This window comes from Paracoccus haeundaensis, assembly GCF_006239215.1.
GTDB lineage: Bacteria > Pseudomonadota > Alphaproteobacteria > Rhodobacterales > Rhodobacteraceae > Paracoccus > Paracoccus marcusii.
Genome location: NZ_VDDC01000012.1, coordinates 123,961 through 138,815, shown reverse-complemented (window position 1 = coordinate 138,815; position 14,855 = coordinate 123,961). Strand labels below are relative to the sequence as shown.

Here is a 14,855-nt window from a genome sequence, read left to right as displayed (position 1 = left end):
CATGGCCTTGCCCAGACCCGCCCCCGTCGCTAGGTTGCGGCCCACGCCAACAAGGGGGCACCATGGACATCTGCCGCAGCACCGACGCCATGCGCGCCTGGCGCCGGGACGCGGGCCGCACAGCCCTGGTGCCGACGATGGGTGCGCTGCATCAGGGCCACCTGACCCTGGTCGCGCGGGCCCGCGACTGGCTGGACGGGCAGGGTGGCGGCCGGGTGGTGACCTCGATCTTCGTGAACCCCGCGCAGTTCGGCCCGAACGAGGATCTGGACAAGTATCCCCGGCAGGAGGCGCAGGACCTGGACCTGCTGCGCGAGTCCGGCTGCGACGCGGTGTTCCTGCCGCAGGTGTCCGACATCTGGCGCCCCGGTGCGCAGACCCATGTGCAGGTGACGCAGCTGGGCGGCATCCTGATGGGCCGCCTGCGCCCCGGCCATTTCCGCGGCGTGGCGACCGTGGTCACCAAGCTGTTCAACATCGTCCAGCCCCAGGCCGCGGCCTTTGGCGAAAAGGACTATCAGCAGCTGACCCTGATCACCCGTATGGTCGAGGACCTGGACATTCCCGTGACCATCCTGCCGGTGCCCACCGTGCGCGAACCCGACGGGCTGGCCATGTCCTCGCGCAACCAGCGCCTGACGGCCGAGGATCGCGCAGCCGCCCCGGTGCTGGCCCGTGCGCTGGACCATGCGGCGGAATCGGTCGCGATGGGTACACCCGTCAGCCTGTTGCGCCGCCAGATCCGCGCCATCCTGTCCACGGAACCGCGGGCCGACATCCGCTCGATCGACATCCGCGACGCGCGCGATCTGTCTCGCATCGCCGTCGTGGGCGGTCCGGTGGCGATCCTGCTGGCCGTCCGTTTCGGCGACGTGCTGCTGATCGACCAGCGCACCGCCCATCCCTGACCCGCGCGGCCCCGCGCATCCCCTTGAAAGGCCGACCCATGTCCGCGCAAGCTCCCGTCCGCCGCGTCACCGCGCCCCAGATCGCCGACCGCAAGGGTGCGGCCCCCATCGTCGCGCTGACCGCCTATACCGCGCCGATGGCGGCGATGGTCGATGCCCATGCCGACGTGATCCTGGTGGGCGACAGCCTGGGCATGGTGGTCCACGGCCTGCCCTCGACCATCGGGGTCACGCTGGAGATGATGATCCTGCACGGCCAGGCCGTCATGCGCGGGTCCGACCGCGCCATGGTCGTGATCGACATGCCCTTCGGAAGTTATGAGGAAGCGCCGGAACAGGCGTTCCGCAACGCCGCCCGCGTGATGGCTCAGACCGGCGCCGGCGCCGTCAAGCTGGAGGGGGGCGCCCGCATGGCCCCCACCATCCGCTTTCTGGTCGACCGCGGCATCCCGGTCATGGCCCATGTCGGCCTCACGCCGCAGGCCACGAACACGATGGGGGGGTTCAAGACGCAGGGCCGCGATCCGGCCACCTGGCCCGCCTTCGTCGCGGATGCCCGCGCCGTCGCCGATGCGGGCGCGTTCAGCGTCGTGGTCGAGGGGGTGATGGAGGCCTTGGCCGATCAGATCACCGATGCCATCGCCGTGCCGACCATCGGCATCGGCGCCAGCGCGCGCTGCGACGGGCAGATCCTGGTGCTGGACGACATGCTGGGCCTGTCGGGTCGCGTGCCGCGCTTTGTCCGCCGTTTCGGAGAACTGGGCAAAGAGGCCGACCAGGCCATCGCCGCCTATGCGGCCGCGGTCCGTGACCGCAGCTTTCCGGCCGCGGCCGAACTGTACCGTTAAGACGCGCTCAGTCGTCGCGCGGTTCGAAATCGGCGGTGGCGGCCAGGCGGGACAGCAGCAGCGGGATCAGCAGCAGGGCGGCAAGGCCCAGATAGATGGTGCCAAGGCTGAGGTGTTCGGCCAGGAAACCGATGCTGCCCGGCGCCAGCAGGATGCCGGAATAGCCCATCATCGTGACCACCGACAGGCCCATGCCAGCGGCCAGTCCCGGCACGTTCCCGGCCGCGGAAAAGGCGATGGGCACCATGTTCGCGATGCCGATGCCCGCCAGCGCGAATCCCGCGATCGCCGGGGCGGGGCTGCTCGACAGCCCGGCCAGGACCAGGCCCGCCATCGCCACGGCCGAACTGGCGCGCAGGGTGGTGACCGCGCCAAAGCGGCGGCGCAGCCCGTCGCCCGCAAAGCGCATCGCCGCCATCGTGCCCGCGCAGGCAGCAAAGCCCAGGCCCGCCACCGACAGCGACGCGCCCATCTCGCGCTGCAGATAGACGGCGGCCCAATCCAGGATCGCGCCTTCGGGAATCATCGCGGCCAGGGCCATCAGCCCGATCAGCCAGGGCAGGGGGCTGCGCGGCAGGCGCAGCGGCGCCTTGGGCGCGCCCGCCTCGGGGGCGTCCTCCAGCAGGCGGGACAGCGCCCACAGCAGCACCAGCGCAAAGACCGCGGTGATGACGGCGGCATGGGCCAGCTCCCCGAATCGCTGGATCAGCCAGCCGCCCGCGGCCGCGCCGGCAAAGGCCCCCAGGCTCCAGAACCCGTGGCAGGACGACATGATCGCCCGGCCGCGCGCGCGTTCCACGGCGACCGCGTTGGCATTCATCGCCACGTCCATGCCGCCGACCATGCCGCCGAACAGCACCACGGTCGCCGCCACGGTCCAATAGGTCGGCGCCAGAGAGATCCAGATCATCGACGGCGCGGCCAGCCATGCGGCCAGCCGCACGGCGCTGGCCGATCCGGCCCGCGCGACCATCGCCCCGAACAGCGGCATCACGCAGATCGAGCCCAGGCCCAGCCCCAGCACGATCACCCCGGCGCTGGCCTCGGTGATGCCAAGCCGTTCCATCAGGACGGGGATTTTCGGCGCCCAGCTGCCCACCAGCAGGCCGTTCACGAAAAACAGGGCCGACACGGCCCAACGCATCGTCATCACAGCATCGACGGCACGACCAGGTCGGGCGGGCGGTGCCCGTCGGCAAAGGTCTTGATGTTGATGATCACCTTCTCGCCCATCTCGGCGCGGCCCTCGACGGTCGCGCTGCCCATATGCGGCAGCAGGACAACGTTGGGCAGCTCGCGCAGGCGGGGGTTGATCTCGTGGCCATGCTCGAAGACGTCCAGGCCCGCGCCCGCGATCTCTCCGGCCCGCAGCATGCGGGTCAGGGCGTTCTCGTCGATGACCTCGCCGCGCGAGGTGTTCACGATCACGGCGGTCGGCTTCATCAGCTTCAGCCGACGCGCGTTCAGCAGGTGGAAGGTCGAGGGCGTGTGCGGCGCGTTCACGCTGACGATGTCCATGCGCGCCAGCATCTGGTCCAGGCTCTCCCACCAGGTCGCGCCCAGGGCCTCCTCGATCTCGGGGCGCAGGCGGCGGCGGTTGTGATAGTGGACCTGCATGCCGAAGGCGGCGGCTCGGCGCGCGACGGCCTGGCCGATGCGGCCCATGCCCAGAATGCCAAGACGCCGCCCGCCGACGCGCCCGCCCAGATGGGCGGTGGGCGACCAGCCCTGCCAGCGTCCGGCCTGCATCTCGGCCAGGCCCTCGGGGATCTTGCGGGTCACGGCCAGGATCAGCGCCAGCGTCATGTCGGCGGTGTCCTCGGTCACGACGCCGGGGGTGTTGCTGACCAAGACGCCGCGCTGGCGGGCGGACATCACGTCGATATGGTCGATGCCCGCGCCGAAATTCGCGATCAGCTTCAGCCGCTCGCCCGCGCGGGCCAGCATGGCAGCGGTGATCTGGTCGGTCACGGTCGGCACCAGGATGTCCGCGTCCTGCATCAGCGATACCAGCTGATCGGACGACATCTTGCGGTCGTCGTCGCGCAGGGCCACGTCGAACAGTTCGGACATGCGGGTCTCGACCGCCTCGGGCAGGCGGCGCGTCACGGCGACGCGCAGTCTGCTGCGGGGGGCTGCGGGGGTGGGGGGCATGGTCACCTCACTGTGTCAGAGCCTTGATCGGTCGCCTGCAGGCACGCCCTTCCCATCGGCGGACGCTTTTGGCAAACTGCCCGCGTTGAGGGGCAGGCACAAGACCCCAGAAGGGGCGTCCGCGCCCCGCACAGGACAGGAACGGACAACGCATGACGGCACGGCCAGGCAGGACGGGCGCAAGGGTGGCACTTGCGCTTGTGGCGATAATGGGGGCTGCTGCCCCGCAGGCGATGGCCCAAAGCGAACCGCAACAAAGCCAAGGTGCGACCGAACAGCGGGGTCCGGTGACCAACCTGCCGCTGCCCCGCTATGTCAGCCTGAAGGGCAACGAAGGCAACGCCCGTCGCGGGCCCAGCCTGTCGCACCGCATCGACTGGGTGTTCCGCCATGCGGGGATGCCGCTGCGGGTGGTGGCCGAATTCGGTCATTGGCGCCGGGTCGAGGACAAGGACGGGGCAGGGGGCTGGATCCACTATGCGCTGCTGTCGGGGGTCCGCACAGCGTTGGTCACCCAGGACATGCTGGAACTGCGCGCCCGGCCGCATCGCGATTCCGACATCGTGGCGCGGGCCGAGGCCGGGGCCATCCTGCGGCTGAACGAATGCGAACCGGAATGGTGCCGCGTGTCGGGCGGCGGCCAGCGGGGCTGGGTGCCCAAGACGGCGATCTGGGGCGTGGACGCGGGCGAAATCCGCGACTGATCCGCGCCGCATTGCAACAATTCGCCGCGCTTTCGATCCCCTGCGCCCGTTGACCCCGGACGGTCACGGGTCTAAACCGCACTCAGCCAACCCGTCGCGGGGTCAGCCGTGATCCCCGCGACCGACAAGGGGATCGTCACCCGTGCAAAACATTACGCAGGACTATCTGCCCATCCTCGTCTTCGCGGCGATGGCCTCGGCGCTTGCGCTGATCTTGCTGCTGTCCGCGTTCGTCATCGCCGTGCGCAATCCCGACCCCGAAAAGGTCAGTGCCTATGAGTCGGGCTTCAACCCGTTCGACGACGCGCGGATGAAGTTCGACGTGCGATTCTATCTGGTGTCGATCCTGTTCATCATCTTCGACCTCGAGGTCGCGTTCCTGTTCCCCTGGGCGGTCAGCTTCCAGGCGATCAGCGAGACCGCGTTCTGGTCGATGATGGCGTTCCTGGGCGTGCTGACCGTGGGCTTTGCCTACGAGTGGAAGAAAGGAGCCTTGGAATGGGCGTGATGGCAGGGGCGAACACCGCCGGACCCGATCGCGAATACGCGACCAAGGCCCTGAACGCGGAGCTGCAGGACAAGGGTTTCCTGCTGACCACGACCGAGGACATCATCAACTGGGCGCGCAACGGCTCGCTGCACTGGATGACGTTCGGCCTGGCCTGCTGCGCGGTCGAGATGATGCAGACCTCGATGCCGCGCTATGACCTGGAACGCTTCGGGACCGCACCGCGCGCCTCTCCGCGCCAGTCGGACCTGATGATCGTGGCGGGCACGCTGACCAACAAGATGGCCCCGGCGCTGCGCAAGGTCTATGACCAGATGCCGGAACCGCGTTACGTCATCAGCATGGGCAGCTGCGCCAATGGCGGCGGCTATTACCATTACAGCTATTCCGTGGTGCGCGGATGCGACCGGATCGTGCCCGTGGACATCTATGTCCCCGGCTGCCCGCCGACCGCCGAGGCGCTGCTTTACGGCATCCTGCAACTTCAGCGCCGCATCCGGCGCACCGGCACGCTGGTGAGGTGATTATGGCGACCTATACCGATCCCGACGCGCTGGACCAGCTGGCCGAGCACATCAAGCTGCGCCGCCCGAACGAGGTCATCGGCACCGACGTGGCCTTTGGCGAACTGACCGTGACGGCCACGGCCAGCGGCATCCTGGACCTGCTGGATTTCCTGCGCAGCGACAGCAGCTGCCGGTTCTCCACGCTGGTCGACATCACCGCCGTCGATTACCCATCGCGCCAGCAGCGGTTCGACGTCGTCTGGCACTTCCTGTCGATGTACCAGAACCACCGCATCCGCGTGAAGGTCGCCATCCGCGAGGATGAGATGCTGCCGACGCTGACCGCGATCTATCCCGCCGCAAACTGGTTCGAGCGCGAGATCTTCGACATGTTCGGGATCCTGTTCACCGGTCATCCGGACCTGCGCCGCATCCTGACCGACTATGGCTTTTCCGGCCATCCGCTGCGCAAGGACTTTCCGACCACCGGTTATGTCGAGGTTCGATATGACGACGCCGAAAAGCGCGTGATCTATGAGCCCGTGTCGCTGGTGCAGGAATACCGGCAGTTCGATTTCCTGTCGCCCTGGGAAGGCGTGCAATACGCCCTGCCCGGCGACGAAAAGGGGGCCGCGAAATGATGGACGGCGACATCCGCGCGAACAGCTATGACGACGGCAGCCACGACCTGGTGACCGGCGAACAGCGCATTCGCAACTTCAACATCAACTTCGGTCCGCAACACCCTGCCGCGCATGGCGTTCTGCGCATGGTGCTGGAGCTGGACGGCGAGGTCGTGGAACGCGCCGACCCGCATATCGGCCTGCTGCACCGCGGCACCGAGAAGCTGATGGAAAGCCGGACCTATCTTCAGAACCTGCCGTATTTCGACCGGCTGGATTACGTGTCGCCGATGAACCAGGAACACGCCTGGTGCCTAGCGATCGAACGTCTGACCGGCACGGTCGTGCCGCGCCGCGCCAGCCTGATCCGGGTGCTGTTCTGCGAGGTGGGGCGTATCCTGAACCATCTTCTGGGCCTGACCACCGGCGCGCTGGACGTCGGCGCCCTGACCCCGCCGCTGTGGGGCTTCGAGGCGCGCGAGGATCTGATGATCTTCTATGAACGCGCATCGGGCGCGCGTCTGCACGCGGCCTATTTCCGGCCGGGCGGCGTCCATCAGGACCTGACCCCCGACCTGCTGGACGACATGGAGGCGTGGTGCGAGCGTTTCCCCAAGGTTCTGGACGATCTGGACACGCTGCTAACCGAAAACCGCATCTTCAAGCAGCGGCTGGTCGACATCGGCATCGTGTCCGAACAGGATGCGCTGGATTGGGGTTTCTCGGGCGTGATGGTGCGCGGATCGGGCATGGCCTGGGACCTGCGTCGCAGCCAGCCTTACGAATGCTATGACGAATTCGACTTCAAGATCCCGGTCGGTACGAACGGCGACTGCTATGACCGTTTCCTGTGCCGGATGCAGGAAATGCGTGAATCGACGCTGATCATGAAGCAGGCGATCGCCAAGCTGCGGGCCGAAGGGCCGGGCGAGGTTCTGGCCCGCGGCAAGCTGACCCCGCCCAAGCGGGGCGACATGAAGCGGGACATGGAAAGCCTGATCCATCACTTCAAGCTGTACACAGAGGGCTTCCGCGTTCCCGCCGGAGAGGTCTATGCCGCCGTCGAGGCCCCCAAGGGCGAGTTCGGCGTCTATCTGGTCAGCGACGGCACCAACCGCCCTTATCGTGCAAAACTTCGCGCGCCGGGGTTCCTGCACCTTCAATCCATGGACTGGATGTCCAAGGGCCATCTGCTGGCCGACGTCCCGGCCCTGATCGCCACCCAGGATATCGTCTTCGGAGAGGTTGACCGCTGATGCTGCGCCGCCTGCACCCCGTCCAGCCGGACAGTTTCGAATTCACGCCTGCGAACCTGGAATGGGCGCAGGCACAGATCACCAAATACCCCGAGGGTCGTCAGCAATCGGCGATCATTCCTGTCTTGTGGCGTGCCCAGGAACAGGAAGGCTGGCTGTCGCGTCCTGCCATCGAATATTGCGCGGAACTGTTGGGCATGGCCTATATCCGGGCGCTGGAAGTGGCGACGTTCTACTTCATGTTCCAGCTGCAACCCGTTGGGACTGTTGCGAACATCCAGATCTGCGGCACCACGACATGCATGATCTGCGGGGCCGAGGACCTGGTCGCGGTCTGCAAGCGCAAGATCGCGCCCACGCCGCATACCCTGTCGGCCGACGGCAAGTTCAGCTGGGAGGAGGTCGAATGCCTTGGCGCCTGCGCCAACGCCCCGATGGCCCAGATTGGCAAGGACTACTATGAAGATCTGACGCCCGAGAGCCTCGAGGCGCTGATCGACCGCATGTCGGCCGGAGAGGTTCCCGTGCCCGGATCGCAGACCGGTCGCTTTGCGTCCGAACCCGTCAGCGGACTGACCAGCCTGGCCGATCTGAAGGGGCAGGAGGGTCACAACGCCAGCGTGCAACTGGCCTCTGACCTGGGCGAGACGCTGAAGCGGATCGACGGGACCGAGGTTCCGATCCTGACGAAATGGCGCCGCAAGCCCGATGCCGCGGCGGACGACCAGACCGGCGTGGACACCGCGCCGGAACGCGAACCGCGCCCGTCGGACGGGGCACCGGTCGATTCGACCGGCGTGACCGAGCAGGAGGCGCAGGCCAGTTCGGCCGCGCGCCCGGTTTCGGCGCGCGAACCGGCCGATGTGCGCAAGGATGACAAGGACCGCGACTGACCGCAGCCCGACGACCCGCAGAAAGGATGCCAGCCATGACACCCGCCAGCAGAACCACCGGAGCCGTCACGGCGCTGCTGGTCTTTCTGGGCATCGGCCTGTTCGGGCAGATGGGCTGGCTGGCGGCCTTGGTGCTGGCGCTGATCGCGGGTGGCCTGCTGGCCCTGATGGTGGCTTGGCTTGGCGATCCCCGCGGGGTCGGAATGGACGCGCCGGATTGGGACGCGATGCCGCTGCCGTCTCAGCCTGTCGCGGCCGCGCCCGTCCGGCAGGCACCGGCGCCTGCGGCTGCGCCCGAGATTGCGCCGTCGGGGGATGCCATTCCGCCGGCCGCCCCGCGCGAGACGCCGGACGCCGCGCGCAGCATCTATGCCGGCGGGCCGGACGACCTGCGGGCCATCAAGGGCATCGGGCCCAAGGTCCAGCAGGCGCTGGAACAGGCGGGCGTGACGCGGTTCGCGCAGATCGCGGCCTGGGACGATGCCGACGTGGATCGCATGGCGGCCGGGATCGGCCGCGCCGCGTCGCGCATCCGCAATGACGATTGGGTGGGGCAGGCGCGCGCGCTGGCCGCACGCAGGCAGGAGGCGGGGTGATGGCGGACCCCGCGCAGGACGCCCGCCAGATGCGGCTGGTCGCGATCGTGATCGCGACGACCATGCTGATCTGGCTCGCCATCCAGGCGATCGGGCAGCACTATGACTGGGCGGCGCGGTGGGCCTTTCTGGCCGACCTTGCCGCCATCGGCGCTTTTGTCTGGTCGCTGATCGTGACCTGGCGTATCTGGCGGCGCAGGAATGCGTGACGCCGGGAATAAAGGACGTATCGGATGCTGAAAGACCAGGATCGCATTTTCACCAACCTGTATGGCATGGGCGACCGCAGCCTGGCCGGCGCGCAGAAGCGTGGCCATTGGGACGGGACCGGCGACATCATCGGCCGCGGGCGCGACAAGATCATCGAGCAGGTCAAGGCTTCGGGGCTGCGTGGACGCGGCGGCGCAGGCTTTCCGACCGGTCTGAAATGGTCCTTCATGCCCAAAGAATCGGACGGCCGGCCCAGCTATCTGGTGATCAACGCCGACGAATCCGAGCCTGCGACCTGCAAGGACCGCGAGATCATGCGCCATGATCCGCACACCCTGATCGAGGGTGCGCTGATCGCAAGCTTCGCGATGAACGCGCATGTCTGCTACATCTACCTGCGCGGCGAATACATCCGCGAAAAGGAGGCCCTGCAGGCCGCCATCGACGAATGCTATGACGCGGGGCTTCTGGGCGCGAATGCGGCCGGGTCGGGATGGGATTTCGACCTGTACCTGCACCACGGCGCCGGCGCCTATATCTGTGGCGAGGAAACCGCGCTGCTGGAAAGCCTGGAAGGCAAGAAGGGCATGCCGCGCATGAAGCCGCCGTTTCCGGCGGGCGCGGGTCTCTATGGCTGCCCGACCACGGTGAACAACGTCGAATCCATCGCCGTCGTGCCGACGATCCTGCGCCGCGGGGCGGAGTGGTTCGCGGGCTTCGGCCGTCCGAACAACGCGGGCGTCAAGCTGTTCGGGCTGACCGGACACCTGAACGCTCCCTGCGTGGTCGAGGAGGCCATGTCGATCAGCATGAAAGAGCTGATCGAGAAGCATGGCGGTGGCGTGCGCGGCGGCTGGAAGAACCTCAAGGCGGTGATTCCCGGTGGTGCCTCCTGCCCGGTCCTGACGGCCGAGCAGTGCGAGAACGCCATCATGGATTACGACGGCATGCGCGAGCTGAAATCCAGTTTTGGCACCGGCTGCATGATCGTGATGGATCAGTCGACCGACATCATCAAGGCGATCTGGCGCCTGTCCGCCTTTTTCAAGCACGAAAGCTGCGGCCAGTGCACGCCCTGCCGCGAGGGCACCGGCTGGATGATGCGCGTCATGGCGCGCCTGGTGTCCGGCGAGGCCGAGGTCGAGGAGATCGACATGCTGCTTGACGTGACCAAGCAGGTCGAAGGCCACACCATCTGCGCCTTGGGCGATGCGGCGGCATGGCCCATCCAGGGCCTGATCCGCAATTTCCGCGGAGAGATCGAGGATCGCCTGATCGCCAAGAAGACCGGGCGCACGGGCGCGCTGGCCGCGGAATGAGCATGACGGCGGCATATCACGATCCCCGCACGGGGTCGTGTCGGGCAATGCGCCCGGCCGGTGATTACGTGGAGGCACGTGATCACCGAAAGGATGCCGTGATGAAACGACCCATGCTTGCCGCCATCGCCCTGGCGTTTCTGGCCCTTCCTGCCGTCGCGCAGGTGCCGCTGAGCCAGGAGACCTACATCAACGACCGGCTGGTCCAGGCCCGTGTGGCCGACATGCTGCGCCGGGGATGCCCCGACATCAGCGCGCGGATGATCCGTGCCTTCAGCGAGGCGCGCGCGCTGAAACGCTATGCCCTGGATCAGGGCTATTCCGAGACCGAGATCGAGACCTTTCTGGACAGCCGCGAGGATCGCCGACGCATCTATGCCGAAGCAGACCGCTATATGGTCCAGAACGGTGTCGTGAACGGACAGCCGGAAACCTTTTGCCGCCTCGGGCGGGACGAAATCGCACGGCAGACGGTCGCAGGATCGCTGCTGAGTGCCAGATAAGGAAGTCATCATGGCCGAATTGCGGACAATCAAGATCGACGGCATCGAGATCCAGGTCGATCCGAACCTGACCTTGATCCAGGCCTGCGAGCAGGCCGGGATCGAGATCCCGCGTTTCTGCTATCACGAGCGGCTGTCCATCGCGGGCAACTGCCGGATGTGCTTGGTCGAGGTCGTGGGCGGCCCGCCCAAGCCCGCCGCCTCCTGCGCGATGCAGGTCAAGGACATGCGCCCCGGTCCCGACGGCGCCCCGTCCGAGATCCGCACCAACAGCCCGATGGTCAAGAAGGCCCGCGAAGGCGTGATGGAGTTCCTGCTGATCAACCATCCGCTGGATTGTCCGATCTGCGACCAGGGCGGCGAATGCGACCTGCAGGACCAAGCGATGGCGTACGGCGTCGATTTCAGCCGCTATCGCGAGCCCAAGCGCGCCTCCGAGGAGCTGAACCTGGGGCCGCTGGTCGAGACCCACATGACGCGCTGCATCAGCTGCACGCGCTGCGTGCGCTTCACGACCGAGGTCGCGGGCATCACCCAGATGGGCCAGACCGGCCGGGGCGAGGACAGCGAGATCACCAGCTATCTGAACCAGACGTTGGAATCGAACCTGCAGGGCAACATCATCGACCTGTGCCCGGTGGGCGCGCTGGTGTCGAAGCCCTATGCCTTCACCGCCCGCCCGTGGGAGCTGACCAAGACCGAGACGATCGACGTCATGGACGCGCTTGGCAGCGCGATCCGCGTGGACACAAAGGGTCGCGAAGTGATGCGCATCCTGCCGCGCAACCATGATGCGGTGAACGAGGAGTGGATCAGCGACAAGACCCGCTTCGTCTGGGACGGTCTGCGCCGCCAGCGTCTGGACACCCCCTATCTGCGCGAGAACGGCCGCCTGCGCCCGGCCACTTGGCCCGAGGCGCTGACCGCCGCCGCCCGTGCGATGCAGGGCGGCAAGGTCGCGGGCCTGGTCGGCGACCTGGCCTCGGTCGAGGCGGCCTTCAGCCTCAAGACGCTTGTCGAGGGGCTGGGCGGTTCAGTGGAATGCCGCACCGACGGCGCGCGCCTGCCGGCGGGCAATCGGTCGGGCTATGTCGGCAATGCGGTGATCGAGGATATCGACACCGCCGCGTCCATCCTGCTGATCGGGACCAACCCGCGCGACGAGGCGGCCGTGCTGAACGCCCGCCTGCGCCGGGCCTGGGCGCGCGGCGCGCAGGTCACGGTCGTCGGTCCGGCGGTCGATCTGACCTTCGATTATGACCATGCGGGCACCGACCGTGCGGCGCTGTCCGCCTTGCTGGACAAGGCCGAACAGTCCGAGGACGCGGGCATCATCATCATCGGGCAGGGCGCCCTGCGCGAGGCCGACGGCGAGGCCGTGCTGGCCGCCGCCCAGGCCTTGGCCCAGACCACCGGTGTGCGCCTGCTGGTCCTGCACACCGCGGCGGGCCGCGTGGGTGCGATGGACGTGGGTGCCGTGACCGAGGGCGGGATGTCCGCCGCGATCGACGGGGCGCAGGTGATCTTCAACCTGGGCGCCGATGAGGTCGAGATCGCCGCGGGTCCGGTGGTCATCTATCAGGGCAGCCATGGCGACCGGGGCGCGCATCGCGCCGACATCATCCTGCCCGCCGCCTGCTATACCGAGGAGATGGGCCTGTTCGTGAACACCGAGGGCCGTCCCCAGCTGGCCATGCGCGCCAATTTCGCGCCCGGCGAGGCCAAGGAGAACTGGGCCATCCTGCGCGCCCTGTCGGCCGAGCTGGGCCAGACCCTGCCGTGGGACAGCCTGGCGCAGTTGCGTCGTGCGCTGGTCGAGGCCGTGCCGCATCTGGGCCAGGTCGATCAGGTCGTCGAGAGCGACTGGCAGCCCCTGCCGATGCGGGACCTGGGCCAGGCGGCCTTCGTGAACCCGATCCGTGATTTCTACCTGACGAACCCGATCGCACGCAGCTCTCCGCTGATGGGAGAGTTGTCGCGCATGGCTGCGGCGCGCCATATGCCCGCGTTGGCTGCGGAGTAACAAGGATGACCCCCACTGTTCGGACAAGCGCTTCGGTGACGGCCCTGATCGGGGCCGTCTTGGCCCTGTCGGGCTGCATGCAGACCTCGACCGGTGGGGGGGCGGAGGCGCGTCCTCCGGTGGCGGCCTCGGTGGCGGGGGGCGACAGGCTTGGCCGCGCCCGCGTGTCCAGCCAGTCGGGAGAGATCCTGATCCTGGAGGAGGACGGCAGCGTCACGACGATGGATCTGGACAGCCCCGGCGGCCGCGACGCCTTTGCTGTGACTGAGGCCGACCTCGAGGCGCTGAACCAGAACCTGGACCTGGATTTCGCAGGCTTGGTCGCGCCCAACCGCCCGCGGGAGAAGACCGCGCAGCAAAAGGCGTTGGAGGCGTTCGCCGCCCGGACCCAGCCCGCGCTGCCGGTGCTGGCCGAGGGGACCGAGATCGCGCCCGAATCCTTCATCGCCGTGCAGGTGGTGCCGCTGAACCGCGGCGCGGGCGCCGATCTGGTCGAGGTGACGGCCAATCTGCAGCAGGGGGTGGACGCGGATATCGCGTTCTCGTATGCCACCTGCGCATTGGCCGGTTGGGCCCGCGACAACGGCAACCCCTATGGTCGGCATGTCCGCACGCTTCAGGCCGAACGGAACGGCAAGCTGCTGATCGGATCGGCGTTCCTGCTGTCGGACAGCAAGCCGATGGGATTGCGGGTGATGGAAACGGAAGAGACCTTGCGCGAATGCGACGCACGCGGCATTCCAACGGCGTAAGGCAAAGGGACTGGCATCATGGCTGAATTTTGGGCATCCTCCTGGGGCATCGCGCTGATCCTGCTGGCGCAGGGCCTGGCGCTGATCGTCTTCGTGATGCTGTCGCTGGTCTACATGGTCTATGGCGACCGCAAGATCTGGGCGGCGGTGCAGATGCGCCGTGGACCCAACGTGGTCGGGCCCTGGGGCGTCCTTCAGACATTCGCCGACGCGCTGAAATTCGTGGTCAAGGAAATCGTCGTGCCCGCGGGCGCGGACAAGTTCGTGTTCTTCCTGGCGCCGTTCCTGTCGATGATGTTGGCGCTGCTGGCCTTCGTGGCGATTCCCTTCGCGCCGGGCTGGGTCATGGCAGACATCAACGTGGGCATCCTGTTCATCTTCGCGGTCTCATCGCTGGAGGTCTATGGGGTGATCATGGGGGGCTGGGCGTCCAACTCCAAGTTCCCGTTCCTGGGCTCGCTGCGGTCGGCGGCGCAGATGATCAGCTATGAGGTCAGCCTGGGCCTGATCATCATCGGCGTGATCATCTCGGCGGGCTCGATGAACCTGACCGCCATCGTCGAGGCGCAGCGCGGGGCGGGACTGCTGTCGTGGTTCTGGCTGCCGCACCTGCCGATGGTCGTGCTGTTCTTCGTCTCGGCCTTGGCCGAGACCAACCGCCCGCCCTTCGACCTGCCGGAAGCGGAATCCGAACTGGTCGCGGGCTTTATGACCGAATATTCCTCGACCCCCTATCTGCTGTTCATGGCCGGCGAATACATCGCCATGTGGCTGATGTGCGCGCTGATCAGCCTGCTGTTCTTCGGCGGCTGGCTGTCGCCCATCCCCGGCCTGCCGGACGGCGCGATCTGGATGTTCCTCAAGATGGTCATCTGGTTCTTCATGTTCGCCATGGTGAAGGCCATCGTGCCGCGGTACCGCTATGACCAGTTGATGCGGATCGGCTGGAAGGTGTTCCTGCCGCTGTCACTGGGCTGGGTCGTGATCGTGGCGTTCCTTGCGAAATTCGAAGTCTTCGGGACCTTCTGGGCCCGTTGGGCAGGAGTGTAAAA

General features: G+C 67.3%; 17 protein-coding genes. 15 read left to right on the top strand and 2 right to left on the bottom strand.

Annotation, left to right across the window (positions count from 1 at the left end; all coding sequences use genetic code 11):
• The first annotated feature begins 62 nt into the window (after positions 1-62).
• On the top strand, positions 63-908 hold the full coding sequence (gene panC, locus FHD67_RS08000) for a pantoate--beta-alanine ligase (protein ID WP_045998802.1): 846 nt from the start codon (positions 63-65) through the stop codon (positions 906-908).
• Positions 909-946: 38 nt separating this feature from the next.
• Positions 947-1,756, top strand: coding sequence for a 3-methyl-2-oxobutanoate hydroxymethyltransferase (gene panB / locus FHD67_RS07995; protein ID WP_045998803.1), 810 nt, complete (start codon positions 947-949; stop codon positions 1,754-1,756).
• Positions 1,757-1,763: 7 nt separating this feature from the next.
• On the opposite strand, the gene FHD67_RS07990 is transcribed toward panB, so the two are convergent.
• Both FHD67_RS07990 and FHD67_RS07985 read right to left on the bottom strand, forming a co-directional pair.
• Positions 1,764-2,906, bottom strand: coding sequence for an MFS transporter (locus FHD67_RS07990; RefSeq protein WP_045998804.1), 1,143 nt, complete (start codon positions 2,904-2,906; stop codon positions 1,764-1,766).
• Positions 2,906-3,910 (bottom strand): 2-hydroxyacid dehydrogenase, encoded by a 1,005-nt coding sequence (locus FHD67_RS07985; RefSeq protein WP_139598397.1) that lies wholly within the window; start codon positions 3,908-3,910, stop codon positions 2,906-2,908. Before FHD67_RS07985 ends, FHD67_RS07990 begins: the two co-directional genes overlap by 1 nt.
• A gap of 233 nt (positions 3,911-4,143) precedes the next feature.
• On the opposite strand from FHD67_RS07985, the gene FHD67_RS07980 reads away from it, so the two are divergent.
• From FHD67_RS07980 to nuoH, 13 genes are all read left to right on the top strand, one after another.
• Complete coding sequence (locus tag FHD67_RS07980) at positions 4,144-4,614, top strand: SH3 domain-containing protein (RefSeq protein WP_052715054.1); 471 nt, start codon at positions 4,144-4,146, stop codon at positions 4,612-4,614.
• Positions 4,615-4,804: 190 nt separating this feature from the next.
• Positions 4,805-5,122, top strand: a complete 318-nt coding sequence (gene ndhC / locus FHD67_RS07975) for an NADH-quinone oxidoreductase subunit A (RefSeq protein WP_206692694.1) — start codon at positions 4,805-4,807, stop codon at positions 5,120-5,122.
• A complete protein-coding gene (locus FHD67_RS07970) occupies positions 5,122-5,646 on the top strand; it encodes a NuoB/complex I 20 kDa subunit family protein (RefSeq protein ID WP_176695081.1) in 525 nt (174 codons plus the stop codon). The genes ndhC and FHD67_RS07970 overlap by 1 nt, the downstream gene beginning before the upstream one ends.
• A 2-nt stretch (positions 5,647-5,648) precedes the next feature.
• Positions 5,649-6,269 (top strand): NADH-quinone oxidoreductase subunit C, encoded by a 621-nt coding sequence (locus FHD67_RS07965; RefSeq protein WP_045998808.1) that lies wholly within the window; start codon positions 5,649-5,651, stop codon positions 6,267-6,269.
• Positions 6,266-7,507 (top strand): NADH-quinone oxidoreductase subunit D, encoded by a 1,242-nt coding sequence (locus tag FHD67_RS07960; RefSeq protein ID WP_045998809.1) that lies wholly within the window; start codon positions 6,266-6,268, stop codon positions 7,505-7,507. The genes FHD67_RS07965 and FHD67_RS07960 overlap by 4 nt, the downstream gene beginning before the upstream one ends.
• The gene (nuoE, locus tag FHD67_RS07955; protein WP_045998810.1) at positions 7,507-8,400 is read left to right on the top strand and encodes an NADH-quinone oxidoreductase subunit NuoE; all 894 of its coding nucleotides are present in this window, start codon (positions 7,507-7,509) and stop codon (positions 8,398-8,400) included. Before FHD67_RS07960 ends, nuoE begins: the two co-directional genes overlap by 1 nt.
• Before the next feature lie 35 nt (positions 8,401-8,435).
• Positions 8,436-8,996: a hypothetical protein gene (locus FHD67_RS07950; RefSeq protein ID WP_052715055.1), complete on the top strand. Its 561-nt coding sequence runs from the start codon at positions 8,436-8,438 to the stop codon at positions 8,994-8,996.
• Positions 8,996-9,205 carry a DUF5337 domain-containing protein gene (locus FHD67_RS07945; RefSeq protein WP_045998811.1) on the top strand — a complete coding sequence of 70 codons (210 nt, stop codon included), beginning with the start codon at positions 8,996-8,998 and terminating at the stop codon, positions 9,203-9,205. Before FHD67_RS07950 ends, FHD67_RS07945 begins: the two co-directional genes overlap by 1 nt.
• Positions 9,206-9,229: 24 nt before the next feature.
• Positions 9,230-10,525, top strand: a complete 1,296-nt coding sequence (gene nuoF, locus FHD67_RS07940) for an NADH-quinone oxidoreductase subunit NuoF (RefSeq protein ID WP_045998812.1) — start codon at positions 9,230-9,232, stop codon at positions 10,523-10,525.
• 101 nt (positions 10,526-10,626) lie between these two features.
• Positions 10,627-11,028: a DUF5333 domain-containing protein gene (locus FHD67_RS07935; protein WP_045998813.1), complete on the top strand. Its 402-nt coding sequence runs from the start codon at positions 10,627-10,629 to the stop codon at positions 11,026-11,028.
• Between the two features lie 10 nt (positions 11,029-11,038).
• Positions 11,039-13,051, top strand: a complete 2,013-nt coding sequence (nuoG, locus tag FHD67_RS07930; RefSeq protein ID WP_139598380.1) for an NADH-quinone oxidoreductase subunit NuoG — start codon at positions 11,039-11,041, stop codon at positions 13,049-13,051.
• 5 nt (positions 13,052-13,056) lie between these two features.
• Positions 13,057-13,803, top strand: a complete 747-nt coding sequence (locus FHD67_RS07925; protein WP_045998815.1) for a hypothetical protein — start codon at positions 13,057-13,059, stop codon at positions 13,801-13,803.
• Positions 13,804-13,821: 18 nt separating this feature from the next.
• Entirely contained in the window at positions 13,822-14,853 is a 1,032-nt protein-coding gene (nuoH, locus tag FHD67_RS07920) for an NADH-quinone oxidoreductase subunit NuoH (protein ID WP_045998816.1), read from the top strand.
• Positions 14,854-14,855: the final 2 nt, after the last annotated feature.

Excerpts from the sequence above, each read along its gene's own strand:
- panC (WP_045998802.1), top strand. The coding sequence starts at position 63 with ATGGACATCTGCCGCAGCACCGACGCCATGCGCGCCTGGCGCCGGGAC.
- panB (WP_045998803.1), top strand. The coding sequence starts at position 947 with ATGTCCGCGCAAGCTCCCGTCCGCCGCGTCACCGCGCCCCAGATCGCC.
- FHD67_RS07990 (WP_045998804.1), bottom strand. The coding sequence starts at position 2,906 with ATGACGATGCGTTGGGCCGTGTCGGCCCTGTTTTTCGTGAACGGCCTG.
- FHD67_RS07985 (WP_139598397.1), bottom strand. The coding sequence starts at position 3,910 with ATGCCCCCCACCCCCGCAGCCCCCCGCAGCAGACTGCGCGTCGCCGTG.
- FHD67_RS07980 (WP_052715054.1), top strand. The coding sequence starts at position 4,144 with ATGGCCCAAAGCGAACCGCAACAAAGCCAAGGTGCGACCGAACAGCGG.
- ndhC (WP_206692694.1), top strand. The coding sequence starts at position 4,805 with ATGGCCTCGGCGCTTGCGCTGATCTTGCTGCTGTCCGCGTTCGTCATC.
- FHD67_RS07970 (WP_176695081.1), top strand. The coding sequence starts at position 5,122 with ATGGCAGGGGCGAACACCGCCGGACCCGATCGCGAATACGCGACCAAG.
- FHD67_RS07965 (WP_045998808.1), top strand. The coding sequence starts at position 5,649 with ATGGCGACCTATACCGATCCCGACGCGCTGGACCAGCTGGCCGAGCAC.
- FHD67_RS07960 (WP_045998809.1), top strand. The coding sequence starts at position 6,266 with ATGATGGACGGCGACATCCGCGCGAACAGCTATGACGACGGCAGCCAC.
- nuoE (WP_045998810.1), top strand. The coding sequence starts at position 7,507 with ATGCTGCGCCGCCTGCACCCCGTCCAGCCGGACAGTTTCGAATTCACG.
- FHD67_RS07950 (WP_052715055.1), top strand. The coding sequence starts at position 8,436 with ATGACACCCGCCAGCAGAACCACCGGAGCCGTCACGGCGCTGCTGGTC.
- FHD67_RS07945 (WP_045998811.1), top strand. The coding sequence starts at position 8,996 with ATGGCGGACCCCGCGCAGGACGCCCGCCAGATGCGGCTGGTCGCGATC.
- nuoF (WP_045998812.1), top strand. The coding sequence starts at position 9,230 with ATGCTGAAAGACCAGGATCGCATTTTCACCAACCTGTATGGCATGGGC.
- FHD67_RS07935 (WP_045998813.1), top strand. The coding sequence starts at position 10,627 with ATGAAACGACCCATGCTTGCCGCCATCGCCCTGGCGTTTCTGGCCCTT.
- nuoG (WP_139598380.1), top strand. The coding sequence starts at position 11,039 with ATGGCCGAATTGCGGACAATCAAGATCGACGGCATCGAGATCCAGGTC.
- FHD67_RS07925 (WP_045998815.1), top strand. The coding sequence starts at position 13,057 with ATGACCCCCACTGTTCGGACAAGCGCTTCGGTGACGGCCCTGATCGGG.
- nuoH (WP_045998816.1), top strand. The coding sequence starts at position 13,822 with ATGGCTGAATTTTGGGCATCCTCCTGGGGCATCGCGCTGATCCTGCTG.